Below are 23,139 nucleotides of genomic sequence, written 5' to 3'. Positions count from 1 at the left end.
TACGCCGACCTCAAACAGGCGAACGAACCTGGGATCGGTAGGAGTTGCCGGCCGCCTAGCGTCTCTCTCGTCAGGCAGGAGCGACGGCGAACAGCCAACCGTGACCGGCACGGCCCACCGCGTGACCCGGCCACCAGAAGGGGAGAACACCATGGGAATCTTCGGAAAGCGCAAGAGCCGCGAGGAGCGGGCCTCCGAGATCGCCGCCCAGGTGGCGGACGGCAAGGGCTTCTACGGCCGCGCCACGCGCGCGTTCCTCGGCGCGGACGACTTCGCCCGGGTCCAGCAGACGATGGGCGCGTACAACTCGGGCCTCGGCGTACAGCAGTTGCTGGCCGCGGGGGCGCCGACCACGCAGGCCGTGGTCGTGTCGCTCGCCGACACCGGCAAGCTGGTCAACTTCGACCCGGTCGTCGACCTGGTCCTCCAGCCTTCCGGAGCGGCCGACCAGGTCGCCCTCCAGACCATCGTCTCGAAGCTGCGGATTCCCCGGGTCGGCGACCAGGTACTGCTGATCGCCGACCCCGACCGGCCCGGTGGCTACCTGTACGCCGGGGACGGCGTGGCGCCGTGACCCCGACACCGTACGAACCGTACGAGGCACCGACGTCCGACTCGGTGCTGCTCTCCTTCGACGGCCGGGTGCTGGAGGTGTTCGGCTACGTCGACGCCGCCCGTTACCACGTCCGGGAGGAGCCGCGGCTGGAGTTCAAATCGGGGCGGATCCGCAGGCTGACGATCATCGTGAGGTCCGGCCGACATCACACCATGCCGTACGACGCGGACCGGCTCCCCGGCCTGCACGCCATGGCGGACCTGCTGGCGCGGAGCGTGGCCGAGAGAGGGCGTCTTTGAACGGCGCCTTTGAGGTGGCGGGCGACTCGAGCGGCCGCGAGCCGACGCAGACCTCGAGGATCGGTCCGTGCGGAGCGCGGTTCCTGTACTCCATGGCAGCGGGTCTTTGCCTGTCCGGGCCGGTCCTGCTGACCGTCGCAGGCTTTACCGGCTCCGCGGCCGGCGTCCTGCTCGCGGGCGTCCTGTGCACCGTGCTCTGCGCTCCGCTCGGCGTCGTCCTGTGGGCCAACACCGACAACGAGAGGGAGTACAACCGGCGGCTCGACACCGTCGGGGTGGCGGCGACGGCGGAAGTCACCGAAATGACCGACTGGGACGACGGAGAAGAGGCCGGTGTCATCGTCGGTCTGCGGATCAGCGGGCCGGGGTGCCCGACGTTCGAGGCGACCTGGAAGCGATCCAAGCAACCCGCCCTGCGCGTGGGCCTGCGGCTCCCGGCCGTGGTCGACCCGGCCGATCACCTGTTCCGCGTCGATTTCTGAGCGCCTGGATCGGAGCGGGCCGAATTTCCATGGAGGGGGCGGGACTTGGATGGGCGTGGACGACGTACTGAGACTGTGGTGGGTGCTGCCCACGGGCCTGGCACTGCTCGGCTACGGGCTTGCCCTGGTCGGTCTGACCCCGGCGCAGCGAGCGGTCTGGGTGAAGGGGCGCATCGTGGAGGTGGGGCAGCCGGCGCACGGCGCCTCGAAGCGACCCGGGATACCGGTGACGATCGCGTTCCGGGATCCGGCCACCGGTCAGGAGTTCGTCCTGTCGAACGTCGGCAAGCACGGCGACTCGATCGAAGAAGCCTGGGTGGGCCGTGAGGTGGAGGTGCGCCACCCGCGCGGGCGGCCGCACCGGTTCCGCGTCGTGCTGCACAGTCCGGAGGACAAGAACGGCCGGTACGGGCCGTACTGCACAGTGCTCCTGCTCCTCATCGGGCTGGTGATCCACGCGACCGTGCTGTGGGGCTACCCGTGGGCACTGCTCGGCTTCGGCGCCCTGGTCACGGCCCTCGCGGCACTCAGCCCCGACATCCGCACGGCCCGCGCCCGCGACACCCTGCTGGCCGAGGCCATCGCCGTCCCGGCACGTGTCGTGGCCGTCACCAGGGACGTCTACACCGACGGGGAGGGCGACGAGATCGTCAACCATGCCCCCGTCGTCACCTTCACCACCATCGAGGGCACCGAGGTCACCGTCCTGTCCCGGGACGGCATCCCCGACCCGAGCCGGTCCCTCGGTCGCCGGCTCACCATCCACTACGCCCCCACCGACCCGGCCGTCTACACACCCGACCCCGCGGCCGACCGCCGTGCCAACGAGAGGGCCGTCGGCACGATCATCATCCTTCTGATCGCCGGAACAGCGGCGACCGTGACCGGCGCGATCCTGCTGTGACAGCCCGCGGACCGTCCCGGCCACAGTGACCGCCTTGACCTACTACCCCTGTCGGGCGGTCTCGGGGAGGTGGGGGTAGCCGGCCGCCCGGTGCTGGAAGGAGAGGATCTTCGGGTTCTGGACCACGCCGTCGCGCATCTCGATGGCCTTGCTGACCGTGACGTCGGTGTCCCATGCCGTAGGGCCGCTCATGACCTTGCGCAGGTAGGGCAGGAGCGCCTCGCTGATCTCCCAGGTGGCGGAGTTCCACAGGTGGGACGGGCTGTGATCCACCGCGTAGTAGTGGCAGCCCGGACCCACCTCGTGCATGGGCGCGCCGAAGGTGGTCGGGCGGGCGAAGGTGAAACCCATGCCCTCGTCGCAGGCGACGTCGACGAAGAAGGTGCCCGGCCGGAACAGGGCGAGTTCCTCGTCGGTGACGAAGGTGAGCGGTGCGTCGGTGTCCTGCAGGACACAGTTGACGATGATGTCGAACCCGGCCAGATACTCCGCCAGCGGCATGGAACCGGCCGCGGTGACCGCCCGCAGACGCGAAGGATCGTCCTCCTGCTCCTCGAAGTGGGCCATGACGACCGAGGGCATCGGCGAGGCCACCGCCGCGGCGGCACGCTGGGTGAGCACCGTGACGTCGGTGACTCCCATGGCGCCCAGCCCCGTGACCGCTCCGCGCGCCGTGGCGCCGAAGCTGATCACCACCGCGCGCAGGCGGCGGCCGTAGTGTCCGGTCAGCCCGCCGAGCTGCAGGGCGTGCAGCACCGAGCAGTAGCCGGCGAGCTCGTTGTTCTTGTGGAACACATGGACGCTGAAGGCGCCCGTGGAGGTCCAGTGGTTCATGGCCTCCCAGGCGATCAGGGTCAGCCGTCGGTCGATGCCGAGCTGGGTCATCTTCTCGTCCTGCACGCAGTGCGGCCATCCCCACAGCACCTGGCCCTCGCGCAGCGCGGAGATGTCGTCATGCGTGGGTTTGGGCAGCAGCACGATGTCGCTCTCGGCGACGATTCGCTCGCGGGAGCGCAGGCCGGCCACGAGCGGTCGCAGCGCGTCGTCGGCAACGCCGAACCTCTCGCCGTACCCCTGTTCGAGGAAGATTCTCTCGCGTATGTCCGGGGCGATCCGGTCGAGGTGGGCAGGGTGCAAGGGCAGGCGGAACTCGTTCTCCTTGCGGGAGGAGGCGAGTACTCCGAGGCTCATCAGACTCATACGGGTGCGGCTCTCTTCCGGCCGGCTGCGGTGCACTCCGGCCTTTGCCGTTCCCCGAGGGCGACGCCGCAACGGATGACGGCGTACGAAGTGCACTCGGTACCGCAACCGTACTCCCCTCCGGGTCCCCGAACCGACCCGTCGGGACGTCGCCGACCCCCTTCCCGCCCCGCCGGGAACTTGCCCGGTGCCAGGGACGTTGTAGCGGGTGGTTGTAGTTGAAGACAGAACGCCGAAGTGATTCACCGGCGGCCAGGGCCCGAAGGGCATGCAGGCCGACCGGTTTCGCGCGTTCTGAGGGCCCCGATTCCGAGGCAGACCCGTGCGCGGGCCTGCCTCGCGCTGCTTCCGTACAGGCTTCTCTCGCTCCGGCGCCCTGCCCCCGCGCCGGCGGCGACGGCCCTCACGCGCGTTCGAAGGGAAAACCGTGACCATTGACACCGTCAACCGGGGCACCGAGCCGGCGGACCACACAGGGACGACGGAACACTCGCCCAGCGGCCGGGGCAGCGACTACGCCTTGCTGTCCCGCGAGGTCAAGCAGAGCGGGCTGCTGCGGCGGCGGCGGGGCTATTACTCCGTCAAGGTAGGGGCGAACCTGCTTCTGCTGGCCGCCGGATGGACGGCGTTCGCCCTGATCGGGCAGTCGTGGTGGCAGCTGCTGACCGCTGCCTTCCTCGCGGTGATGTTCACCCAGACCGGGTTCATCGGGCACGATGCCGGGCACCACCAGATCGCCCGCTCCAAGCGCGTCAACAACCTCCTCGGCCGCGTGCACGCCGACCTGCTGATCGGGCTGAGCTACGGCTGGTGGATCTCCAAGCACAACCGGCACCACTCCCACCCCAACCACGTCGACCGCGACCCCGACATCGCCGACGGCGCGATCGCGTTCACCGCGGACCAGGCCCGGGTCCGGAGCGGGGCGTACGCCTGGCTGGCCCGCCACCAGGCGTGGCTGTTCTTCCCGATGCTGCTCCTGGAAGGACTCGCCCTGCACGTCGCCGGCGTACGGGCACTGCTCGAGCGCACCGGTACCACGACCTCCCGGTCGACCAAACTGGCCGAGGCCGGACTGCTCACGGCCCATCTGGTCGGCTATCTCGCCGCGCTGTTCCTGGTCCTGTCCCCCCTCCAGGCCGTGGTCTTCCTCGCCGTGCACCAAGGACTGTTCGGGCTGTACATGGGATGCTCTTTCGCTCCCAACCACAAGGGCATGCCCATCTTCGCCAAGGACGACAGGATCGACTTCCTGCGTCGGCAAGTACTCACCTCGCGCAACATCCGCGGGCACCGGTTCACCGACTTCGCGCTCGGCGGACTGAACTACCAGATCGAGCACCACCTGTTCCCGTCCATGCCGCGGCCCGGCCTGCGCCACGCCCAGAAACTCGTACGCTCCTTCTGCGCCCGGCATGGCATCGCCTACCACGAGACCGGGCTCTTCAATTCCTACGCCCAGGTGCTGCGCCACCTCCACGCGGTCGGCGGTCCCCTCCGACCCGAACTGGAGTACTGATCTCCGACTCCCGGTGGGTGAACGCCTTCAGCCAGGTTGGAAGAATGCGAGCATTTTCTGGGCGGCATCGGGCGACGTCAGCAATTCCTGGATGTCCGCGGACATCCGGGCGGCGGCACTGGTGCGTTCGAACATCTCGCGTTCGTACTCTTCGACCGCGGCAGGAAAGTCGCCCGGATGCGCGGCCAGCGCCAGACCGAGCAGGGCGCCGTCGAGCAGCGCCATGTTCGCTCCCTCTCCCACCGGCGGCATCAGGTGCGCGGCATCGCCGATCAGCGTGACGTCTGGCGTCGACGGCCACGTCAGTCCGGTCGGGAGAGCGCTGATCGACCGCGGCACGACCGTGTCGTCGCAGGCCGCGATCAGCGCGGTGACCTGTGAGTCCCAGCCGGGCAGCAGCTCGATCAGCCGCGCCCGGGCGGCGGCCGGGTCGTCGAACGGGATCCCGCTGCTGGTGAACCAGTCCTCGGCGGTGTTGTAGAAGCTGAGGCCGATACGAACACGGCCGTCGCCGTTGCGCTGCGCCCCCAGCGATATTCCGTTGCCCAGCACCCAGTAGTTGCCCCGCCCGACCATCGCCGCGAGGTCGGGGTGCGTCCGGTTGATGTCGGGAATGCCGATCTCGACGACGTTCTGGCCGATGTGCGCCGGGCAGGCGTCAGTGAGCAGCGGGCGGACCCGGGACTGCGCGCCGTCCGCACCGACCAGCAGGTCATATGTCGCACTGCTTCTGTCGGCGAAGTGCAGCACGCCCTTGTCGGCGGATGTGAACGCGTGCCCCCAGCGCACCGCGTCCTCGGGGAGGGAATCCAGCAGCAGGTCGCGCAGATCGGCGCGGTCGACCTCGGGTCGATCGAGCGGGGCGTCGTCGGGCGTGTCCTCCTGGAGCAGCAAGGTGCCATCCGGCTCGAGCAGACGCATGTCCTGGCCCTCACCACGGGCAATCGCGTAGAACTCCTCGATCAGGCCGGCCTCGCGCAGCGCCCGCTGACCGGAGTGGATGTCGAGCATGCCGCCCTGACCCCGCGCCTCACGTGACGGTTCACGTTCGTACACGACGGAGTCGATGCCGTTCACGTGCAGCACCCGGGCGAGAGCCAGGCCGCCGAGGCCGGCTCCGACGATGGCGATGGTCGTGGTTGCCCCCCCTCGATACGCTGTATTGGTCGATACACTGTATCGCCCGATGCGATGTATTGTCAGCGGCGTGTTGGTGTGGGAGAGGCCGGAGCCACCGAATCGACCCGTACCGGCCGCACTGAGCCGGGAGCGGATCGTGCGAGCGGCGATCCAGTTGGCCGACGCGGACGGCCTGGAGGCGGTGTCGCTGCGCAAGGTCGCCACCGCGCTGGACGTCGGGCCGATGCGGCTGTACAGCTACATCGCCGGCAAGGAGGAGTTGCTCGACCTGATGGTCGACGCGGCCTATGCCGAGATCCGGCCGGTCGGAGACGACTGGCGGGAGGTGCTGCGGTCTCTTGCCGAAACCACCCGGCAGACCGCTCACCAGCACAAATGGTTCGCGGACCTGCTCGGTGGACGACCGCAGCTCGGACCGCACGCGCTGGCCAGAGGCGAGGCCATCGTGGCCGCACTGGACGACTTCGGCCTGGACGACATCATGCCGGTGGTTGGCGCGGTGGACGCTTACGTGATCGGCGCGGTGCGGCGGGAGATCGCCGGACGGCGTGCCGAGCGCGCCACCGGCATGGACGAGAAGCGTTGGCAGGCCTCGCTCGGGCCCTATCTGGAGCGGACCTTCGCCACCGGCCGGTTCCCCGCGCTGGCCACCGTGGTGCGCGACGCCGCCCACCTGGACGCCGACGACACCTTCCGGATCGGCCTGGACTTCCTGCTCGACGGCATCGAAGCCCGCATCTCAAGGTGACGCGCGGCCGAACGGCCGGTCCGGTACCGCCCACGCTGCCCGAACGGGGTGGCGACGCTCGTCCGCCTCCACAGAGAGCGGGTCGCGCGTCAGCGGGTTCAAGATCCACACACGCCGGCCCACGGCCACAGGAGCGCTCGCCCTCAGCGCACGCTTCCCACACCTTCCCGAGGGTGCGGAGAGCCGGATGACCGCACGTCAGGATCCTGCCGCACGGAGACATCACAGGAGCCAGCGGCCGCGCCCGCCCCGGTGGTCCGACATGGGCCGACGGCCACGACGCCCTGCGTGATCAACCTGCGTGATCAGCCGGAGAAGGCGAACATGTGGCGGACCACGAAGTCGCCGTACGGACGTCGACCCGGCCCCCGCTCCACCTCACCGGTCTTACCGGCCGTATCCCCGGATCGCCGCGGCCGTGGCGGAACATTGTGCAGCCCGGAGCGGCGGGCGGCCGTCGGCGGATTCTTACGGCCCACAGCGCTCTCGGCGCCGCCGGGTGGTGGCGGACTCGCCTGCGCAGTGTGCGGATCGCGTCGCCTTCGCCGCTCATGAGTTCCGTACCTTTGGGCCCGCTCTGCCTTTCGCGGCGGCGGGCCTTGGCGGGCGGCCCCTGCAAGCGCCGCCCGCGGGAGGCAATCGGCGTGGGTCGCGCCGGTTCAGTCCTGCCGCTTGCCGTGGTAGCGCTCGGCGAGTCGGGCGAGTGCGACGGCGGCGAGCAGGAGGCCGAAGTCGCGCAAGGCGATGTCGTAGTAATCGGGGATGGTCAGGAGGTTGACGATGATGCCGGCCAGCCAGCCGGCCACCAGCCAGGCTCCGAAACGGGGCGCAAGGCCCACGGCGATGCCGGCGACGACCTCGATCACGCCCACGGCGTACATGGCCGCCTGGGCACTGCCGGGAACGATGTCGTTGATCCAGGGCGCGAGGTAGGCGGGCCAGTCCACGAGCAGGTTGGCGAACTTGTCCAGCCCGAACAGGATCGGCGCCACCGTGAAGGCGGTGCGCAGGATCACGAACGCCTGATAGCCCGGATCGGCGAGCAGCGCACGCCGCGGGGTGGCGGGGGATGCGGGGCTTGTGGTTGCGGAGGTCATGAGGGGCTCTCCTTCTATCGGCAACTCTCATTACCTATAGAAGCGCCGGTCCTTTCTTTAGTCAATGGCTGTTGGTTTTACACTGGTGTTCGTGGACGACCCGAAGGAAGTACGCGACGCCGATGTCTCGGCCATCGCCGCACTGGACGAGCCGACACGCAGGAGGCTGTACGACCATGTGGTGCGCCAGCCCGGCCCGGTCGGACGGGACGAGGCGGCCGCCGCACTCGGTCTGGCGCGGCAGACCGCGGCGTTCCATCTCGACCGCCTGGCCGATGAGTCCCTCCTCGACGTGGTCTACGAGCGGCGCAGCGGGCGGGCCGGTCCGGGGGCGGGCCGACCCGCCAAGCTGTACCGGCGTTCCACGAAACAGATCGCGGTCAGCCTGCCGGACCGGCGCTACGAACTCGCCGGGCGGCTCCTGGCACAGTCCGTGGAGGAATCCACGGCAACCGGCGCGCCGGTGCAGGAGGTGCTGCACCGCAGGGCCGAGGAGCTCGGCACGCTGTTGGGCGGGCCGGGCAGCGGAAGTCTTTTCGACCTGCTGGAGCAGTACGGGTTCGAACCGCGGCACGAAGAAGGCGCCATCGTGCTCGGCAACTGCCCCTTCCACTCCCTGGCCCGTGAGTACACGCAGACGGTCTGCGGCATGAACCTGCATCTGCTGCGCGGTGTCCTTGGCGGGCTGGGCGAGAGCGGGTACGCGGCCCGACTGGCGCCCAGCCCGGGCCGGTGCTGTGTCCGGTTGGAGCCCGTCGCCTGATCGACCTCCGCGACGGAACCGGCAGCTCGCCTGTGTGCGGCGCTTGTGCACTTCGATGGCCGGCGGGGTGGCGGTCACCGGTGTCGCCGTCGTCCGCAAGGCCGTCGTCGAGCCGCTGCGCTGGATCGCCGTCACACCGGCATGGGCGCCGCATCCATCTCGTGGAGTAGTTGCCTGGTCAGCCGCATTCGTCGAGTTCGCGGAGCAGGGCCACGGGTGAGATGTGTCCGCGGGTCTCGTCGACTGCGTGGAGCGTGATCGTGGAGTCGGTTCCACGTCACCCGAAGTCCTTCTCGTCCACGCCCAACCGCCGCCGCCTCCCGCCAAGGTCCATGACAGCCAGGTCCTGCTCCCACACCCATCCAACTCGCCTGCAGAAAAAGGGTTGGAGAGAGGCGACGCCCCGCTGCTACGGTCCTGATGGACCGTGAAGTCGTCGTATGGAGGTGAGACCCGTGAACACAGTTACCCATGGGTGCTCCCTCAACCCGTCACGGTCCGGCGGCTGACGTTCGGTGTCGCCAGGAGCGCCTGAGATCGAGGCACTCCTGGAGGGAGACTCCGATGAACACAACACCTTTCACATCTGGCCTGAGCGAGAACGCGGTGATGATCACGCGCGTCGCGGACAGGCAATGGCATGCGCTGGATGACGACCTGGTGGTCGGCCGTGGGCATGCGCATCACCGGCCCGACGGACGCTTGTTCGTCAGCATCGACGCCTGGCACGACGCCATTTTCGACCGGCTCGCCGAGGCGATGCTGGCGGAACTGCCGACACCGCTGTACACGGTGGTCGACGAAGCCGACGTCGAGCTGACGGCCGGCTGGCGGCGGGCCGGTTTCACGGTCCGGCGCCGCGAGTGGGAGTACGTCGTGCCGACCGACCCGCGGGTCACAGGGCTCGAGGCAGTCGTGCCGCTTACGGGCGTGAGGATCGTGCCCGCCGGCCAGGCAAACGAGGGTCTGCTGAGGGCGGTGGACCGCGCGATCCGTGACGAAGTCGAGGCGACCGTCGGGTGGCAGTCCATGCCGGCGGAGGTGATCCCCCGCCCCGAAGGCGACACCATCGTCGACCCGTCGAAGTACGCGGTGGCCGCGGCGCCGGACCGCTACCTGGGTCTCATCCGGGTGGTGACGGTGATCCGGCCGCGCATCGGGCTGGTCGCGGTCCGGGCCGGCGAACGGCGCCGCGGCATCGCGCGGGCGCTGCTGGCCCACGCGCTGGGGACGCTGCACAACTCAGGGTCCGCCGCAGCCTGGACCGAGGTCCAGGAGTCCAACCAAGCGGCCACGGCGCTGTTCGAGGGCATCGGCGCCCAGCCGATGAGCAGCAACCTGGAGCTGGTGCGATGACGAAGCACAAGAACGTCATCGAAGTCGAGGGCAAGGTCATCGAGTGCCTGCGCAGCGCCATGTTCACCGTGGAGCTCGAGAACGGCCACCAGGTGCTCGCGCACATCAGCGGGAAGATCCGCAAGAACTACATCAAAATCATGCTGGAAGATCGGGTGCTGGTGGAGCTCCCGCCGTACGACCTGACGCGCGGCCGGATCGTGTTCCGGTACCGGAACTAGCGGCGATCGGCACCCTCCGCGACAGCTGATCCTTGCCCCGGTCACAGCGTTTCCGTGACCGGGGCGACGTTCGCAGGCGCAGTCCGTCCGGGCTGGTCTGGGACGGCGACGCCGCAGTCGATGACATGGAGCGGCCGACCCCAGTCTCACTCCTCCTGCAGGAACGCCGAAACCGCCTCGGTGAACAGCTCCGGTGCTGCGTGGTGGATCAGGTGTCCAACCGGGATGGTGACCACTCGCCCGCCGGGGATACGGCGGGCGAGCTCGGCGACGCCGTCCTGAGGAACGTGACTCTGTGGGCCGCCGGCGAGGACGAGGGTCTTGGCGGTGATCCGGCTGAGTCGCTCCAGCCACCTGGGGGCAGGCACGTCGATCTGCCGCCTGACGGCCGGCACCATCTCCCAGTCGAAGGTCAGGGCGCCGTCCGGCCTGGTCAAGGCGGTCTGCTCCCGAGGACGCGGGAGGGGAACGTCCTCCAGGACGAGCCGGCTCACTCGCTGCGGCTGGTCCTCCGCGAGCAGGTAGGCCACGATCCCGCCCATGGAGTGCCCGATCAGATCCACTGGGCCAAGTCCCAGCGCGTCCAGGAACTGGAGCACATCGGCCTGCATGAGTTCGAGCGAGTAGTCCCCCGGCCAGTCGCTTCGGCCGTGACCGCGAAGATCGAGGGCGTACACCCGCCGACTCCGGGCGAGGGCGGGCACAACCACCTCCCAGTCACTGGCATCCTCGCCCAGCGCGTGCAACAGGACGAGCGGCGGAGCATCCGGCGAACCCGACATCCGATAGGCCAGCCGGACCCCGCCCACGTCGACCGATCGTTGATCAACCATGTCCGGAGAATATGCGGACTGGTCCAGCCGACGGATCGGCGTTCACCAGCGGCCGAACCACCGTCCCCAGTCAGCACGTGGGCTCAACCCCGGCAGCACTCGATGGGGGCGGCCAATCCGAGAAGTACACCGTGTCGCTCCAACCGTTCCGCCTCAGCGAAGGGCCCGCGCGCCCGGCCGCCGCGGCGCCCCAGACATCGTCCTCCCGGGCTCAGGGATGCGGATCGGCATCTCTTGTCAGGCGACGCGAAGGATGCTCTTGCCAAGAGTGGCGCCCTCTGCGAGCCGCTGTACGGCACTGGCCAGGTCTGCCATGTCGTATTCGGCGGTGATGTCCACGCGTACCCGGCCGTCGGCGACAAGGCCGAGTGCGCGACGGGCGCTGTCGGCGAGTCGCTCAGGGTGGGTCTGGCTGAGCAGGATGCTGCTGTACGTCACGAGTGATGTGCCGCGCATGAGGAGGTCGTTGGCGCTGACCAAAACCGGTTCGTAGGTGCTGAGGTTGCCGTATGCCGCCAGTCGGCCGTGCGGGGCCAGCTGTTCCAGGCCGGCCTGCCGGGTCTGTCCGCCGACCGGGTCGAGGATCGAGTCGAACTTCTCGTCGCCGAGTGCGGCCGGGAATTCCTCGCGCAGCAGGATCTGGTCGTAACCGAACTGGGCGGCGTAGGCGGCCCTGGCGGTACTGCCGACCACGCCGACGATCCGGCCGGCTCCGGCCAGTCGGGCGAACTGGGCGGCCAATGTGCCGAGCCCTCCGGCGGCGGCGTGGATCAGCACACTCTCGCCGGGACGAACATGTGCGGCGGTGTTGATCAGGTCGTAGGCGGTCGGTCCCCCCCACCCGATCCCTGCGGCCGTCCGTAGCGAGATGTCGCCCACGTCCATCGTGAACACGACGGGGGCTACGACCACCTCGGCGTAGGCGCCTCCCGTGGTCAGTGCGGCAACTGGCTCGCCGACACGGCTTGGCTCGACGCCCTGGCCGACCGCGATGATGTGCCCGGACGCCTCGAACCCGGGGACATAGGGACGCGGCACGGGGAAAAGACCGTCCCGGACCATGGTGTCGCCCCATTGGATCCCGACGTAGGCGACGCGGATCGCCACCTCGCCGGGGCCGGGGGTGGGCTCGTCAATGTCAGCGATCTGGTAGCGGTCTGCGGCGTCGAGAAGAACAGCCTTCACGGTTACAGCCCCTTGTGTTGACTCAGTATCCTTATAGTCGAGGACCCTAGGTATATAAGGTCCCTGAGTCAACACATGAATCTGTTAACGGAGAGGGAGTGCATCGTGGAAGCACCGGCACCGGTGGAGGACGACCTCTGCACCCGGATCAGGCGGTCGGAGCAGGCACTGATGGCGCATCACGAGGCAGTGCTGCGCACCTACGGGCTGACCATGACTCAGTACACCGTGCTGCTGTTCCTCTCACGCCAAGGCGACCTGTCCGGTGCCCAACTGGCGCGCCGCTGCGGGGTGACGCAGCAGAGCATGAGCAGTGTGCTGACCAACATGGAGAGCAAGGAACTCATCCGCCGCGAGGCATCCCCCGTACACGCCAAGGTGCAGATCGCCACCCTGACCGACAAGGGTCAGGCAGTGCTGAAGCGCGCCTATCAAGAGGTGGTCGTTCTCGAGCGCGCGCTTGCCGACGCGTTCACGCCCTCCGAACACACCGCACTCTGTGAGCTCTTGGAACGCGCCACTACCGTGCTGGTCCAGCAGACCCGCCAGGCGACAGGCCCGTCCATCGCCTGACCCCTCGGCCGCGGCAGTGCAGAACCTGCCGGCGGCAAACGGTGGCTCGTCCGCCGGGCACTCCGCGCAGCAGCAGCGGCGCCAACTGAGCCTTCAGCAAGCCCACTTCAACAGGAGCGGCAGAACGGCTCCCTGGACGGAGTACGGCAGAAAGCGCCCGCAGCAGGCATCCCGAAAGGCCCGAAACGCTATGCGCTTCACCTCTGAGACGTCGTCCGACGGAGTCCTTGAACAGCTCTTTCTCCTCGGCGACATCCCTGGCGTGCTTTGGACTCCACGAGGTGCCGACGGAACCCGCCCCCTTATCGCATTGGGGCACGGCGGCGGTCAGCACAAGAAGGCCACTGGCATCGTGGACCATGCGCGTCGTTTCGTGGCCGAGTGCGGCTTCGCCGTGGTGGCTGTCGATGCGCCCAGCCACGGTGACCGGCCGGAACATGAGGAGTTCACTCGGATTGCGACCGAGTACGAGGCCCGGCTTGGCGCCGGTGAGGCACTGGCCCCGCTGATCGCCGGCTTCCAGGCGCTCGTTGTCCGCCAGATCGTGCCGGAATGGCAGGCAGTTCTCGACGCGGTCCAGAAGCTGAGCCATGTTGGCATTGGCCCGGTTGGCTACTGGGGTGTGTCGCTGGGCTGCGTGATCGGTGTCCCGCTCATTGCCGCCGAGTCCCGGGTCCGGGCGGCGGTGCTGGGCCTGGCCGGTGCTGAGGTGTCAGCCGAGACCGCCGCGCGGATTGCCGTCCCGGTGGAGTTCCTCGTGCAGTGGGACGATGAGCGAGTGCCACGGACCCAGAGCCTGACCCTGTTCGACGCCTTCGCCTCAACCGAGAAGACCCTGCACGCCAACCCCGGCAAGCACGGTGAGGTCCCGGCATTCGAGACGGACAGCACGCTACGTTTCTTCGCCCGGCACCTTGGCTGACGCGGCATTAGGACTTGTCCGGCCGGTCGTCGATGAGTCGCATCAGGCCTCGACGCAGCGTCGGAAGAAGTACCGCATGTATGACGGCTCGACCCCAGTGGCCGGCGCCGCCGTCATGCAGACAATCTGTTCACGTACTGCGGCATCCACGACGCCGTTACGCCTCAAGCCCCGGACTCCCGGTTCAGCGGATCACGAACGTCATCATGCTTCGAGCGGGGAGCATGACGGTGAAGGAGCCGTTCGACACGGCCGTCGTCCCCTGGGACGCGACGTTCCTGCTCGCGTCGGTCAGCCAGGACGAGACAGTGGGCCCGGCGCTGTTCGCCAGGGTGAACTGCTGGCTCACCGCGGCGGCCCCCTTGTTGACGGCGACGACGACCGTGGAGCCACCGCCCCGGTACGCCGAGACGTAGACGTCCGTCGCCGGCTTCGCCGTCGCCTCGACCCGCACATACCCGGGTCGGACGAACCTGGCGTAGTGCGCCATGGTGGCGCCGCGCTTGCTGATCTGGCCGTCCTCGCGCATGGGGCCGTAGCTGCGCCGGATGTACCACCAGATGTAGGCCTGGAACTCGGCGTCCACCATGGCGCGGTGGATGTGCTCCCCCACGTCGAGCGCCTGGGGCCAGAGGTCCGCCGAATCCGTGCTGTTGGGGTAGTAGACCTCCGTCATCCAGAGTTCTTTGCCCGCTCCCTTCTGCTTGAAGAGGGGATAAGGGAAGTTCGCGAACGACGTGCCGTAAAGGTGGGCCCCTATGACGTCCACGTTGGCCAGTGCCGCCGAGTCGTTGAGGATCGGGTCGGACATGTTCTTCAGGTACTGGAAGGACTCCGGCGCGATGACCCTGGTGCCGATGGAGCCGGCGTTCTCCCGCAGGAAGCGAACCATTTCGGTGGGGGTCCACCACGTCCAGTCCTGCGCGTAATCGGGCTCGTTCTGCACGGATATGCCGTACAGATTCACGCCGTTGTTCCGCAGGTACGTGTTGAAGTCGTTCAGGTGCTGGGCGTAGGCGCCGTACATGTCGTACCTGAGGCGTCGCGCGTTGGTCTGGCTGCCGTGGACGAAGGTCTCGACCATGGAGGCGGGAGGATTCCACGGCGAGGCGATGACGGCGGCCCCGAGCTCGACCGCGCGCTTCGCCGTGGCCAGATCGCGGTTCCAGGCCGCGCGGTCCTCGGGTACCGGGATCCTCAGCAGGGAGAACCCCAGCCTTCCGTCTCCGGTCCCGAACGCCATGTCCCGCTGGGCCGCAGTGAGTTCGCCGATCCAGGCTGCGTGGCTCATGCCGCCGAAGCCACGGATCGTCTGCCGTGTGGCCGACGGGTCGATGACCGCCGTGGCTGCGGCCGTCACGGCACCCGCATCAGAGGCTCTCGCTACCGACGTCGCGGCGGTGAGGACGGGCAGGGTCCCTAATGTCGCGAGGACGGTCCTCCGGCTCGTCGACCTCTTCTCCCCGGCCGGGAGCTCATTGCGGCTCTGCGTCACGGTTCCTCCTCTTGATTGTGGTGGGAGCGCTCCCACTGCCAGGGATGCCTACCGTGCCGTTTTTGATGGGAGGTGCCGCTGAATGCCGCCCAGCCAGCATTCAACAGCTCGGTAAGACACCAACGCCGTTCGATATCGTGAACACCGTCCAAGTGGCGGACCAGTCGAAAGTTAACGATGCCACTCACCGCGGTCAACCCTCTCGACGCGCGCAGAGAACTCGGCGGACTGCCTTGCGGAGCCACCGCTGAGCACCATTGTCGGGGGTGCCAGGCCATGCCGATGGTCAGCGGTGGCAGTGCCAGGGGGATGTCCAGGAGGTGCAGTCCGAGGGCCCTGGCGTCGTCAGTGAGGGGCGAAGGGGCAGCGCCGGGGAGTGCGGCGGGTACGAGGCAGACCATGTCGCTGCGGGCGGCGAGGGTCATCGCGGCCAGAGGGCTGGGGAGGACCACGCCGACCCGCCGCTGGAGGTTCTGCTCGGCCAGGGCGGTGTCGAGGGGGCCGGTGAACCGGCCGCGGCGGCTGACCGCGACGTGTTGGGCTGCGGCGAGCCGGACCGGGGTCAGCGCCCCTTCCGTGAGCGGATGACCGGGCCGGACGACCGCCACCATGCGGAGGCTGACCAGCTCTTCGACCTGGGTTTCCGGGTCCACGTGGTCGATGGATCCGATCTCCAGGTCGATACGGCCGTCGCGCAGTGCGGGGCCGGGCTCCAGTTCTTCGGCCCGGCCCCGGAACGAGCAGTCCGGGGGCCAGCGCCGCGCCCACAAGGTCGGCGGCTTGGAGGGTGAACGTGCTGCGGAGACCGGCTGGGTCGACGCTCGCGCCAGGGCTGAGCAGAGCTCCAAGGCTGCGTACAACGTCGGCGGCTTCCCACACCCAGACACCGGTCACGCTTCTACGACACGGAGTTCTACTCCGCTCGCGTCACCGACGTCTGGGTGTGGGAAGCCGAAGGCCACCACGCCTACCAGCTCCTCGTCGACGCGCTGCGCGAAACCCCCTTCTGGGACCGGTACTTCGAGGTCGTCGATCTCCTCGTCGCCACCGAGAACGGCTACGCAAACGTACGGCCTCGAACCCGTGGCCACCATCACGTGAGGCACCTCGCGAGTGAACCAACCGCCCCAGGACCCGCTCTCATCGCCCCTCGGACGCGGAGTCGAGAGCCGGGCTTCCGGACGGCCGGAGTGTCTGGCGGGCTGCCTCGCGCAGGGCGGAGACGGCCGGTGCGTTGCGGTGGGCCGCGAGCCAGGCGAGTTCGGCCGTCGAGAGACCGAGTTCCGGGCAGTCGACATAGGTGAGGCCGGCGCGCGGGTACAGGCGGCGGGCCGCGGAGGGCAGGAAGGTGATCGCGCTGCCTTGGGTAACGGCGAGGACCATGGCCTCGGTGTCCCTGACGACAGGGCCGAAGCGGACCGTTGTGCCGTCGGGGCGGGGATTGAGCGTCAGGTGGTCCCACCATGACCGGGGCACTTCCGGGGGCATGTCGACGACCGTACGATCGGCGAGGTCGCCGAGTGTGAGGGTGTCCCGGTCGGCGAGCGGGTCGTCGTCGGACAGGCAGACCACCCGTGTCTCGGTGGCGAGTTGCAGGGACTGGATGCCGCCGGGCAGGGGACCGCGGAGAAAGGCGGCGTCGACCTCCCCGGTGAGCAGAGTGCCGAACATGTCGACGAAGGTCAGATTGCGGACCTCGATCTCGAGGTCCGGGTGCTTTCCGCGGAGGTGGGAGAGGATGGCCTGCGCGTAGGGCATGGCGGCCTCGGCGCCGAGGCTGCCGATCCTCAGGAGCCCACGCGCCGCACCGGCATGACGGTCGGCCGCCTGGCGCAGCCGGGCCATGGCATCGACCACTGCCCCGGCCTCCTCGGCGATGGACTGGCCGACCGCGGTGAGCCGCACATTCCCGCCGCCGCGCTCGACGAGTACGACACCGAGCCGCTGCTCCAACGACCGGATCTGCTGGCTGAAAGCGGGCTGAGTGACGTAGACCCGGGCTGCCGCGCGCCCGAAGTGGAGCTCCTGCGCGAGAACGAGAAAGAGCCGGAGTTGGTGGAAGCTCGGCTCTCGTTTGCCACCGGATCCGCCACCAGGACTCATAAACGAAAGTTTATCGACAAGAAGGGCATCCTCTCCCAGCTCGCGGCTTTCCCCTCCAGACCCACTACATCAGGATCTATGGGGTCCACACCTGCTTTCGCAAGGAGCCACTTGCTTCGTATCCACTTCGGCTGGCGCGATCTTGAGAACATCCGGATCGCTCAGCAGCCCGAACCCCTGTGGGAGTTGATGTGCGCGGTGTGCCGCCTCCAGACGTCTCAGGGGCTCGTGGAGTTCGGGCACTGGCGCCGCGAGACAGGTCGGCGGCTGTCGCGGGACCGACGTGCCTCACATGCGCTGCACACCCTGCGCACCGTCATCCCGGCCTCCGGCTACATCCCCGACTTCCTCACGCCTTCGGTCACCGGCGAGTGCCTTGAGGCGGGGCTCGACGAGCTGCGGGCGACGCCCCGTGATCGATTAGCCGCGGAACTGACGCGATTCGCCGGCACAAGACCGGTGCCGGGCTGGATGCGCGGCCCCCACGAACCGGCCGTCGCCTCGCTCAAACTGGTCTCCGACGCTCTCCGGGCCTCGTTCCGGACACTCCTGGAACCCCACTGGCGGCACGTCCGTTCGGCGGTGGTCGACGACGTCGCAGTCCGCACGCGCGACGTGCTCGGCGGAGGCAGCGCCGCCCTGCTGGAGGGCCTGCACCCCTTCGCGCGATGGAACCCGCCGTTTCTGGACGTCGACTATCCCGTCGACCGGGAACTGCGGCTGGACGGGCGGGGGCTGACGCTCGTGCCGTCGTATTTCTGTTGGCGCAGACCGACGGCCCTTGCTGATCCCGACCTTGATCCGGTCCTCGTCTACCCCGTCATGAAGCAGCCGCTCGACATCGCGCGAGCCGGCGAGGAACGGCTGGAACGACTGCTCGGGCGGACGAGGAGCGCGGTTCTGGTCGACGTGGCCGGTCATCGCACTCGTACCACCACCGAGCTGGCGCGCGCTCTCGGGCTCGCACCGGCCAGTGCGAGCTATCAGATAGGCGTCCTGCGCGGTGCGGGACTCGTCGTCAGCAGACGCGACGGCAAGCACGTCGAGCACACGGCGACCCCACTGGCCCGCAACCTGCTGGCCGGCACCGGGACGACGTTTCGAGGGGGATCGAAAACATAGCGGCTGGTGCGGGTGCGTGGCACTCTCCTTGCAAGCGTTGACGACCACGGGGCACGACACAGACACGACCAGGGGGAGAACAAATGAACCTGCACAAGCGGGCGATCACCGTGGTGTTCCTGGCAGCGACCGCCCTGGGCTCGCTCGGCGCACCCGCCATGGCAGCACCGATGCCATGGGAGACCAGCAAGATCCCAGCCGTCCCGGCCGCGGCCGACGGACAGAACGGCACCTTCACCGTCCAGTGCGGGCCTCCCTGCTACCAGTAGGCGCCCCCGCCGTGACCGCGTCACGGATGATAGATGTCCCAGCCGGTCGACGCGGTGGGTGACGGGCTCGGCGTCGACCGGCCCGTTTCGCACTGCGTGGGACCCTGTGCCGGGAGCAGCCGGTGCACACCGATCCGTGCCGTCCCGAACCGCACGTCCGCGTCCCCGGCTGTGGCCAAGTCCCCTGTCATCCGGGGCAGTTCCCCATCGGCCAGGGGTGTGCCCGCGTAGGCCGCGACAAGGACCCGTACGCAGGCGCCGTCCTGTCCGGTGGGAAGGCCGGCCGGGAAAGCGACGGTGCGGGTTGTGCCGCCGTCCGCGGACAGTCCGTAGCGCATGACGAAGGACATCTCCGGCCTCGTCTTCGCGGCCGTCAGGGTCCAGAACTCGACCTGTACGGTGAGCGGTCTGCACAGCACCCGGACATCGCCCGTACGCGGTCCGCGGACGACGACCGATGCCCTTGCGTACGACGGGTCTGTCCCGTCGGTCGTCGCGTGGAAGGCGACCGCGGTCCGCAGCCAGGCCGCCTTCCCCCGCCCCGACCAGTCGCCGTCGTCGCGGCAGCCGCCGGTCTGCGCGCCCGCGGACGCGTTCCAGCAGCCGGTCGCGAGCAGCGCGAGGACCGCCGCGCCCGCCGTCAGGACTGTGTGGCGGAAGCGGGTCTGGGTGCTGTGCATGGTCTCCCTCGATCGGAACGGGGCGGGCCGCGGACGTCGCGTGGTCCGGGACGGCGAGCAGCCTGCTGGTGTCCTGGCCGCGGCGGGGGCATCGAGGGCCCGCTGTGTCCGTCCCGTGATCAAAGGGGGAGCCAGGGGTACGGCAGAGGGTCTGCCGTCCGTCTCGTGGCACAGGTCCGGCAGGGTCGGCCGGGAGACGGTTTGCCGATCAGCACCCTGTTTTCGGCGATTCGTAGCCGAATTTCCCAAACAGTTGAGCGCTTGTCGTCCGCTCTTCACGCTGTGCCTGTCAAGTCCCCGACGGCCAGGCCTCGGGTCCCAGCGCTGCAGAAGCGAGACCAGCATGGTGCGTGTCCGTGCGTCCCTGTCCCAGCTGCCCGCCTACGTCCCGGGCCGCAAACTGCCCGGGGCCGTCGTGCTGGCCAGCAACGAATCCCCGTACGGGTTGCTGCCGGGGGTGGCCGAAGCCCTCGCCGAGGCCGCCGGCGGTGTTTCGCGGTATCCCGATCTGCACGCCGCCTCCCTGATCGAGGCTCTGGCGGCGCACCACGGTGTCGAGCCGGACCGGATCGCGGTGGGCGCCGGCTCCTCCGAGGTGTGCGGGCAGTTGCTGCACACCGTCGTGGCGCCCGGTGACGAGGTCGTCTTCGGCTGGCGTTCGTTCGAGGCGTACCCCATCCTCACCGCCGTGGCAGGCGGTACGGCGGTGCGGGTGCCGCTGCGTGACCACGCCCTCGACCTCGACGCCATGGCCAAGGCGATCACCGCCCGGACCCGGTTGGTCTTCGTGTGCAACCCCAACAACCCGACCTCCACGGCGGTCGGGGCGCGGGCCCTGACCGACTTCGCGGACCGGGTGCCGCGGGATGTGCTGATCGTCGTCGACGAGGCGTACCGGGAGTACGCCGATCCCGCCCTGGTCCCCGACGGCCTCGCCCTCCTCGGCGACCGGCCCAACGTGGCGGTGCTGCGGACCTTCTCGAAGGCGTACGGCCTGGCCGGGCTGCGGGTCGGCTACTGCGTCGCGCCGCCCGGGATCGCGGCGCATGTGCGCCGGACGCAGGTGCCGTTCAGTGTCAGCGCTCTCGCCCAGCGGGCCGCCGTGGTCGCCCTCGGTGAGCGCGCGGAGGTCGCCCGGCGGGCCGCCCTCACGGTCGCCGAACGCGATCGTGTCACCGGGCGGTTGCGGGCGCTGGGCCACGACGTGCCCGACTCCCACTCCAACTTCGTGTGGCTGCCGCTCGGCGCGGACAGCGCACCCTTCGCCGGGCACTGCGCCGACGGGAAGGTGGTGGTGCGCCCGTTCCCCGGCGAGGGCGTCCGGGTGACGATCGGACTGCCGGAGGAGAACGACGCCCTCCTCACGCTCGCGGCGAGCCGGCAGGGCTGACGGCGATGCGCCCCGGTCCCTACGAGCGCCATCGCGAGCTGCTGCAGAGCGTCGTTCGCGCGATCGCCGCCGGTGAGTGCCGTCGCCCCTTCACCGAGGCCACCGGCCAGGACGCGGCCGACGCGGGCATGAGGTCGACCCGCACCGCGGGGAAGGTGTTCCGCTCACTGCTGGGGCGGCCGTTCGAGCTGGGGCAGCCCGGCGAACTCGGCCGTGTGCGCACGGAATCGTCGCCGTACGGCCTCGCCCCGCCCATCGACTACCCCCGCTGCGATCCCGCGGAGCTGATCGCGGCGGCCGGGCGCGCGGCGGCCGGCTGGCGGGCCGCCGGACCGTACCAGCGCGCCGGACTCGCCGTGGAGATCCTGCGACGGCTCAACACCCGCAGCCACGAACTGGCCCTCGCGGTCCATCACACCACCGGCCAGCCCCTCCAGGGAGCCTTGCGCGCCGCCGGGCCACGTGCTCAGGACCGTGCCCTGGAGGCGGTGGCCCAGGCCTTCGCCGAATCGGAACGCGTCCCGGCCGACCTGCACTGGAAGAGCGCCGAACGGGGCGGGCAACCACTGCAGGGCACCTGCACCCTGGTGCCCCGCGGGGTGTCGCTGCTCGTGGGCTGTCCCGACTTCCCGCTCTGGAACGGCTGTCCGGGCCTGTTCGCCAGCCTGGTGACCGGCAACCCGGTCGTCGTGGCTCCGCACCCGCGCTCCGTGCTGCCGCTGGCGATCACGGTGCGGGTCGCCCGGCAGGTGCTGGCGGAGGCCGGTCACTCCCCCGACCTCGTGACCCTCGCGGTGGCGGAACCGGAACGGCAGGTGCACCGGCGGCTGGCCACGGACCCGGCGGTGCGCATCGTCGACTACACGGGCCCCGCGCGTTTCGCCGACTGGCTGGAGCAACACGCGCGCCAGGCCGTCGTGTTCGCCAACCGGACCGGGCTGAACACCGTGGTCGTGGACTCGACCGACGACTACCGGCGCCTGGTCCGAGGTCTCGCCCTCGCCTCGTGCCGGTGCAACGGGACGGTGCGCACCACGCCGCAGAACATCCTGGTTCCGGAGCGGGGCTTCACCACCGACGAGGGGCACAAGACACTGCGGGACCTCGGGGCCGACCTCGGTGACGCCGTCGACCGGCTGCTCGGCCATCCCGCCCGCGCGGCAAGGGCGTTGGGCGCGATCACCGCTGACGAGGTACGCGGCGCCCTGACGGATGCCGCACGGTACGGCCCGGTCCTGCACGCCTCCGGCCCCGTTGCCCATCCCGACCACCCGTACGCCGACCTGCGCAGCCCGCTGCTGGTGCGGCTGCGCGCCTCCGACGAACGCGTCTACACCCGCGAGTGGCCCGGGCCCGTCTCCTTCCTGGTGGGCACCGAGTCGACCTCGCACAGCCTCGCGCTCCTGCGCCGTACCGTGGCGCGACACGGAGCGCTGTACACCTCGGTGCACTCCACCGACCCGCTGGTGCTGGCGGCGGCCGGGACCGCGGCACTGGACGCCGGGGTGCATCTGGTGGAGAACCTGGACGACCTGCCCGCCGACCCGTCCTCGGCCCTCGCCGAACTGCCGGGCTCCGGCGTCAACTTCGTCACCGGCCGGTTCCGCGTGGTGCGCTCCCGGCGGCACGCCCCGCCGTCGGCTCCCGTCCCGGCACCGACCCGGCTCGAGGTCGACGCCGCGCTGGCCGACGTATGACCGCGCCGGTCCTCAGTCCGTCCAGGTGGCGCCGCGCCCCCGCACCTCGTCGAAGACGAGCCAGGTGCGGGTGGAGCGCACGCCCGGCACCGCCTGGATGCTCTCCAGCACCACCTTGCGCAGCGCCAGGTTGTCCGGCGCCCGCACCAGCACCAGCACGTCGAAGTCGCCCGTGACGAGGGAGACATGTTCCACGTAGGGGATCTCACGCAGTTCGCGGGAGATTTCGCGCCAGGCGTTCTGGTCGGTGGCCAGCGTCACGTAGGCACTCGTGCCCAGGCCCGCCCGCTGGGCATTGAGCTGCGCGGTGAAGCCCGTGATGACGTCCTCGGCCACGAGCCGGCCGATGCGGGTGTAGGCGTTGGCCCGCGAGATGTGCACCTGCTCGGCGAGGGCGCGGACCGAGATCCGGCCGTCCTCGAGGAGCCGGCTCAGGATCTGCCGGTCGATGTCGTCGAGCGGGACGGCAGTTCGTCCGGCCGCTGCCGTCGGCAGTGAGCTTTCCTCGGACACTTTGTCCTCCCAGACCATCGTGTTCGGCAGTTCATCGCCGATTCGTCCGAGCTATTGAACACATATTCATCA

26 protein-coding genes and 2 pseudogenes are annotated in these 23,139 nt (G+C 69.4%); 17 read left to right on the top strand and 11 right to left on the bottom strand.

The genetic code is table 11. From position 1 onward, the window contains the following. Positions 1-151 precede the first annotated feature (151 nt). The 4 genes from RNB18_RS02335 to RNB18_RS02320 all read left to right on the top strand — a co-directional run bounded on the left by RNB18_RS02335 (position 152) and on the right by RNB18_RS02320 (position 2,241). Positions 152-574, top strand: coding sequence for a hypothetical protein (locus RNB18_RS02335; RefSeq protein ID WP_311712429.1), 423 nt, complete (start codon positions 152-154; stop codon positions 572-574). Then, a complete protein-coding gene (locus RNB18_RS02330; protein WP_311712428.1) occupies positions 571-855 on the top strand; it encodes a hypothetical protein in 285 nt (94 codons plus the stop codon). Before RNB18_RS02335 ends, RNB18_RS02330 begins: the two co-directional genes overlap by 4 nt. A gap of 92 nt (positions 856-947) precedes the next feature. After that, a complete protein-coding gene (locus RNB18_RS02325) occupies positions 948-1,337 on the top strand; it encodes a hypothetical protein (RefSeq protein WP_311712427.1) in 390 nt (129 codons plus the stop codon). A 49-nt stretch (positions 1,338-1,386) separates the two neighbouring features. Then, positions 1,387-2,241, top strand: coding sequence for a DUF3592 domain-containing protein (locus tag RNB18_RS02320; RefSeq protein WP_311712426.1), 855 nt, complete (start codon positions 1,387-1,389; stop codon positions 2,239-2,241). Positions 2,242-2,283: 42 nt separating this feature from the next. On the opposite strand, the gene RNB18_RS02315 is transcribed toward RNB18_RS02320, so the two are convergent. Beyond that, entirely contained in the window at positions 2,284-3,441 is a 1,158-nt protein-coding gene (locus tag RNB18_RS02315) for a N(5)-(carboxyethyl)ornithine synthase (protein ID WP_311712425.1), read from the bottom strand. A 433-nt stretch (positions 3,442-3,874) separates the two neighbouring features. Between RNB18_RS02315 and RNB18_RS02310 the strand changes: the two genes are divergently transcribed. Beyond that, positions 3,875-4,960 carry a fatty acid desaturase family protein gene (locus RNB18_RS02310; protein WP_311713004.1) on the top strand — a complete coding sequence of 362 codons (1,086 nt, stop codon included), beginning with the start codon at positions 3,875-3,877 and terminating at the stop codon, positions 4,958-4,960. Between the two features lie 27 nt (positions 4,961-4,987). On the opposite strand, the gene RNB18_RS02305 is transcribed toward RNB18_RS02310, so the two are convergent. Then, positions 4,988-6,148, bottom strand: a complete 1,161-nt coding sequence (locus RNB18_RS02305; protein ID WP_311713003.1) for an FAD-dependent oxidoreductase — start codon at positions 6,146-6,148, stop codon at positions 4,988-4,990. 88 nt (positions 6,149-6,236) lie between these two features. On the opposite strand from RNB18_RS02305, the gene RNB18_RS02300 reads away from it, so the two are divergent. Next, positions 6,237-6,848, top strand: coding sequence for a TetR/AcrR family transcriptional regulator (locus RNB18_RS02300; protein ID WP_394817574.1), 612 nt, complete (start codon positions 6,237-6,239; stop codon positions 6,846-6,848). A 659-nt stretch (positions 6,849-7,507) separates the two neighbouring features. On the opposite strand, the gene RNB18_RS02295 is transcribed toward RNB18_RS02300, so the two are convergent. Beyond that, a complete protein-coding gene (locus RNB18_RS02295) occupies positions 7,508-7,945 on the bottom strand; it encodes a DoxX family membrane protein (protein ID WP_311712423.1) in 438 nt (145 codons plus the stop codon). Between the two features lie 85 nt (positions 7,946-8,030). On the opposite strand from RNB18_RS02295, the gene RNB18_RS02290 reads away from it, so the two are divergent. The 4 genes from RNB18_RS02290 (at position 8,031) to infA (ending at position 10,285) form a co-directional block, all read left to right on the top strand. Beyond that, the gene (locus tag RNB18_RS02290) at positions 8,031-8,708 is read left to right on the top strand and encodes a helix-turn-helix transcriptional regulator (protein ID WP_311713002.1); all 678 of its coding nucleotides are present in this window, start codon (positions 8,031-8,033) and stop codon (positions 8,706-8,708) included. A gap of 43 nt (positions 8,709-8,751) precedes the next feature. Beyond that, positions 8,752-8,928 carry a hypothetical protein gene (locus RNB18_RS02285; RefSeq protein WP_311712422.1) on the top strand — a complete coding sequence of 59 codons (177 nt, stop codon included), beginning with the start codon at positions 8,752-8,754 and terminating at the stop codon, positions 8,926-8,928. 344 nt (positions 8,929-9,272) lie between these two features. Then, a complete protein-coding gene (locus RNB18_RS02280) occupies positions 9,273-10,064 on the top strand; it encodes a GNAT family N-acetyltransferase (RefSeq protein ID WP_311712421.1) in 792 nt (263 codons plus the stop codon). Further along, the gene (gene infA, locus RNB18_RS02275; protein WP_057613374.1) at positions 10,061-10,285 is read left to right on the top strand and encodes a translation initiation factor IF-1; all 225 of its coding nucleotides are present in this window, start codon (positions 10,061-10,063) and stop codon (positions 10,283-10,285) included. Before RNB18_RS02280 ends, infA begins: the two co-directional genes overlap by 4 nt. A 146-nt stretch (positions 10,286-10,431) precedes the next feature. Here infA and RNB18_RS02270 read toward each other — a convergent pair whose 3' ends face one another. Next, positions 10,432-11,118: an alpha/beta fold hydrolase gene (locus tag RNB18_RS02270; protein WP_311712420.1), complete on the bottom strand. Its 687-nt coding sequence runs from the start codon at positions 11,116-11,118 to the stop codon at positions 10,432-10,434. Between the two features lie 237 nt (positions 11,119-11,355). Then, positions 11,356-12,303: a quinone oxidoreductase family protein gene (locus RNB18_RS02265; protein ID WP_311712419.1), complete on the bottom strand. Its 948-nt coding sequence runs from the start codon at positions 12,301-12,303 to the stop codon at positions 11,356-11,358. 105 nt (positions 12,304-12,408) lie between these two features. On the opposite strand from RNB18_RS02265, the gene RNB18_RS02260 reads away from it, so the two are divergent. Both RNB18_RS02260 and RNB18_RS02255 read left to right on the top strand, forming a co-directional pair. Next, entirely contained in the window at positions 12,409-12,876 is a 468-nt protein-coding gene (locus tag RNB18_RS02260) for a MarR family winged helix-turn-helix transcriptional regulator (RefSeq protein WP_311712418.1), read from the top strand. A gap of 190 nt (positions 12,877-13,066) precedes the next feature. Continuing rightward, the gene (locus RNB18_RS02255) at positions 13,067-13,798 is read left to right on the top strand and encodes a dienelactone hydrolase family protein (RefSeq protein WP_311712417.1); all 732 of its coding nucleotides are present in this window, start codon (positions 13,067-13,069) and stop codon (positions 13,796-13,798) included. Between the two features lie 42 nt (positions 13,799-13,840). Here RNB18_RS02255 and RNB18_RS54060 read toward each other — a convergent pair whose 3' ends face one another. The 3 genes and pseudogenes from RNB18_RS54060 to RNB18_RS02245 form a co-directional block, all read right to left on the bottom strand. Then, positions 13,841-13,948 (bottom strand): YxiG-like protein, encoded by a 108-nt coding sequence (locus RNB18_RS54060; protein WP_449657632.1) that lies wholly within the window; start codon positions 13,946-13,948, stop codon positions 13,841-13,843. A gap of 34 nt (positions 13,949-13,982) precedes the next feature. Further along, positions 13,983-15,158, bottom strand: coding sequence for a glycoside hydrolase (locus RNB18_RS02250; protein WP_394817573.1), 1,176 nt, complete (start codon positions 15,156-15,158; stop codon positions 13,983-13,985). 328 nt (positions 15,159-15,486) lie between these two features. Next, positions 15,487-16,166, bottom strand: a pseudogene (locus RNB18_RS02245) (LysR substrate-binding domain-containing protein); the annotation flags it as partial. Between the two features lie 8 nt (positions 16,167-16,174). On the opposite strand from RNB18_RS02245, the pseudogene RNB18_RS02240 reads away from it, so the two are divergent. Then, positions 16,175-16,394 (top strand): annotated as a pseudogene (locus tag RNB18_RS02240) (darcynin family protein); the annotation flags it as partial. Positions 16,395-16,433: 39 nt separating this feature from the next. Here RNB18_RS02240 and RNB18_RS02235 read toward each other — a convergent pair. Continuing rightward, positions 16,434-17,396, bottom strand: a complete 963-nt coding sequence (locus tag RNB18_RS02235) for a LysR family transcriptional regulator (RefSeq protein WP_311712415.1) — start codon at positions 17,394-17,396, stop codon at positions 16,434-16,436. 111 nt (positions 17,397-17,507) lie between these two features. Between RNB18_RS02235 and RNB18_RS02230 the strand changes: the two genes are divergently transcribed. Together RNB18_RS02230 and RNB18_RS02225 are read left to right on the top strand one after the other, a co-directional pair. Beyond that, on the top strand, positions 17,508-18,518 hold the full coding sequence (locus RNB18_RS02230) for an ArsR/SmtB family transcription factor (RefSeq protein WP_311712414.1): 1,011 nt from the start codon (positions 17,508-17,510) through the stop codon (positions 18,516-18,518). Positions 18,519-18,601: 83 nt separating this feature from the next. Further along, a complete protein-coding gene (locus RNB18_RS02225; RefSeq protein ID WP_311712413.1) occupies positions 18,602-18,787 on the top strand; it encodes a hypothetical protein in 186 nt (61 codons plus the stop codon). A 20-nt stretch (positions 18,788-18,807) separates the two neighbouring features. Here the strand turns inward: RNB18_RS02225 and RNB18_RS02220 are convergent, their stop codons facing one another. Further along, the gene (locus RNB18_RS02220; RefSeq protein ID WP_311712412.1) at positions 18,808-19,467 is read right to left on the bottom strand and encodes a hypothetical protein; all 660 of its coding nucleotides are present in this window, start codon (positions 19,465-19,467) and stop codon (positions 18,808-18,810) included. 343 nt (positions 19,468-19,810) lie between these two features. Between RNB18_RS02220 and hisC the strand changes: the two genes are divergently transcribed. Continuing rightward, complete coding sequence (hisC, locus tag RNB18_RS02215; RefSeq protein ID WP_311712411.1) at positions 19,811-20,857, top strand: histidinol-phosphate transaminase; 1,047 nt, start codon at positions 19,811-19,813, stop codon at positions 20,855-20,857. A gap of 5 nt (positions 20,858-20,862) precedes the next feature. Then, complete coding sequence (locus RNB18_RS02210) at positions 20,863-22,554, top strand: aldehyde dehydrogenase family protein (RefSeq protein ID WP_311712410.1); 1,692 nt, start codon at positions 20,863-20,865, stop codon at positions 22,552-22,554. A 12-nt stretch (positions 22,555-22,566) separates the two neighbouring features. On the opposite strand, the gene RNB18_RS02205 is transcribed toward RNB18_RS02210, so the two are convergent. Then, positions 22,567-23,067: an Lrp/AsnC family transcriptional regulator gene (locus RNB18_RS02205; protein ID WP_311712409.1), complete on the bottom strand. Its 501-nt coding sequence runs from the start codon at positions 23,065-23,067 to the stop codon at positions 22,567-22,569. Between the last annotated feature and the right edge of the window lie 72 nt (positions 23,068-23,139).

Source organism: Streptomyces doebereineriae, assembly GCF_031845645.1.
Classification (GTDB): Bacteria; Actinomycetota; Actinomycetes; order Streptomycetales; family Streptomycetaceae; genus Streptomyces; species Streptomyces canus.
Note: the sequence above shows the minus strand (reverse complement) of the source record. Positions and strands in the feature narration are given on the sequence as shown.

Excerpts from the sequence above, each read along its gene's own strand:
- RNB18_RS02335 (WP_311712429.1), top strand. The coding sequence starts at position 152 with ATGGGAATCTTCGGAAAGCGCAAGAGCCGCGAGGAGCGGGCCTCCGAG.
- RNB18_RS02325 (WP_311712427.1), top strand. The coding sequence starts at position 948 with ATGGCAGCGGGTCTTTGCCTGTCCGGGCCGGTCCTGCTGACCGTCGCA.
- RNB18_RS02320 (WP_311712426.1), top strand. The coding sequence starts at position 1,387 with ATGGGCGTGGACGACGTACTGAGACTGTGGTGGGTGCTGCCCACGGGC.
- RNB18_RS02315 (WP_311712425.1), bottom strand. The coding sequence starts at position 3,441 with ATGAGTCTGATGAGCCTCGGAGTACTCGCCTCCTCCCGCAAGGAGAAC.
- RNB18_RS02295 (WP_311712423.1), bottom strand. The coding sequence starts at position 7,945 with ATGACCTCCGCAACCACAAGCCCCGCATCCCCCGCCACCCCGCGGCGT.
- RNB18_RS02280 (WP_311712421.1), top strand. The coding sequence starts at position 9,273 with ATGAACACAACACCTTTCACATCTGGCCTGAGCGAGAACGCGGTGATG.
- infA (WP_057613374.1), top strand. The coding sequence starts at position 10,061 with ATGACGAAGCACAAGAACGTCATCGAAGTCGAGGGCAAGGTCATCGAG.
- RNB18_RS02270 (WP_311712420.1), bottom strand. The coding sequence starts at position 11,118 with ATGGTTGATCAACGATCGGTCGACGTGGGCGGGGTCCGGCTGGCCTAT.
- RNB18_RS02255 (WP_311712417.1), top strand. The coding sequence starts at position 13,067 with ATGCGCTTCACCTCTGAGACGTCGTCCGACGGAGTCCTTGAACAGCTC.
- RNB18_RS02235 (WP_311712415.1), bottom strand. The coding sequence starts at position 17,396 with ATGAGTCCTGGTGGCGGATCCGGTGGCAAACGAGAGCCGAGCTTCCAC.
- RNB18_RS02225 (WP_311712413.1), top strand. The coding sequence starts at position 18,602 with ATGAACCTGCACAAGCGGGCGATCACCGTGGTGTTCCTGGCAGCGACC.
- RNB18_RS02220 (WP_311712412.1), bottom strand. The coding sequence starts at position 19,467 with ATGCACAGCACCCAGACCCGCTTCCGCCACACAGTCCTGACGGCGGGC.
- hisC (WP_311712411.1), top strand. The coding sequence starts at position 19,811 with ATGGTGCGTGTCCGTGCGTCCCTGTCCCAGCTGCCCGCCTACGTCCCG.
- RNB18_RS02210 (WP_311712410.1), top strand. The coding sequence starts at position 20,863 with ATGCGCCCCGGTCCCTACGAGCGCCATCGCGAGCTGCTGCAGAGCGTC.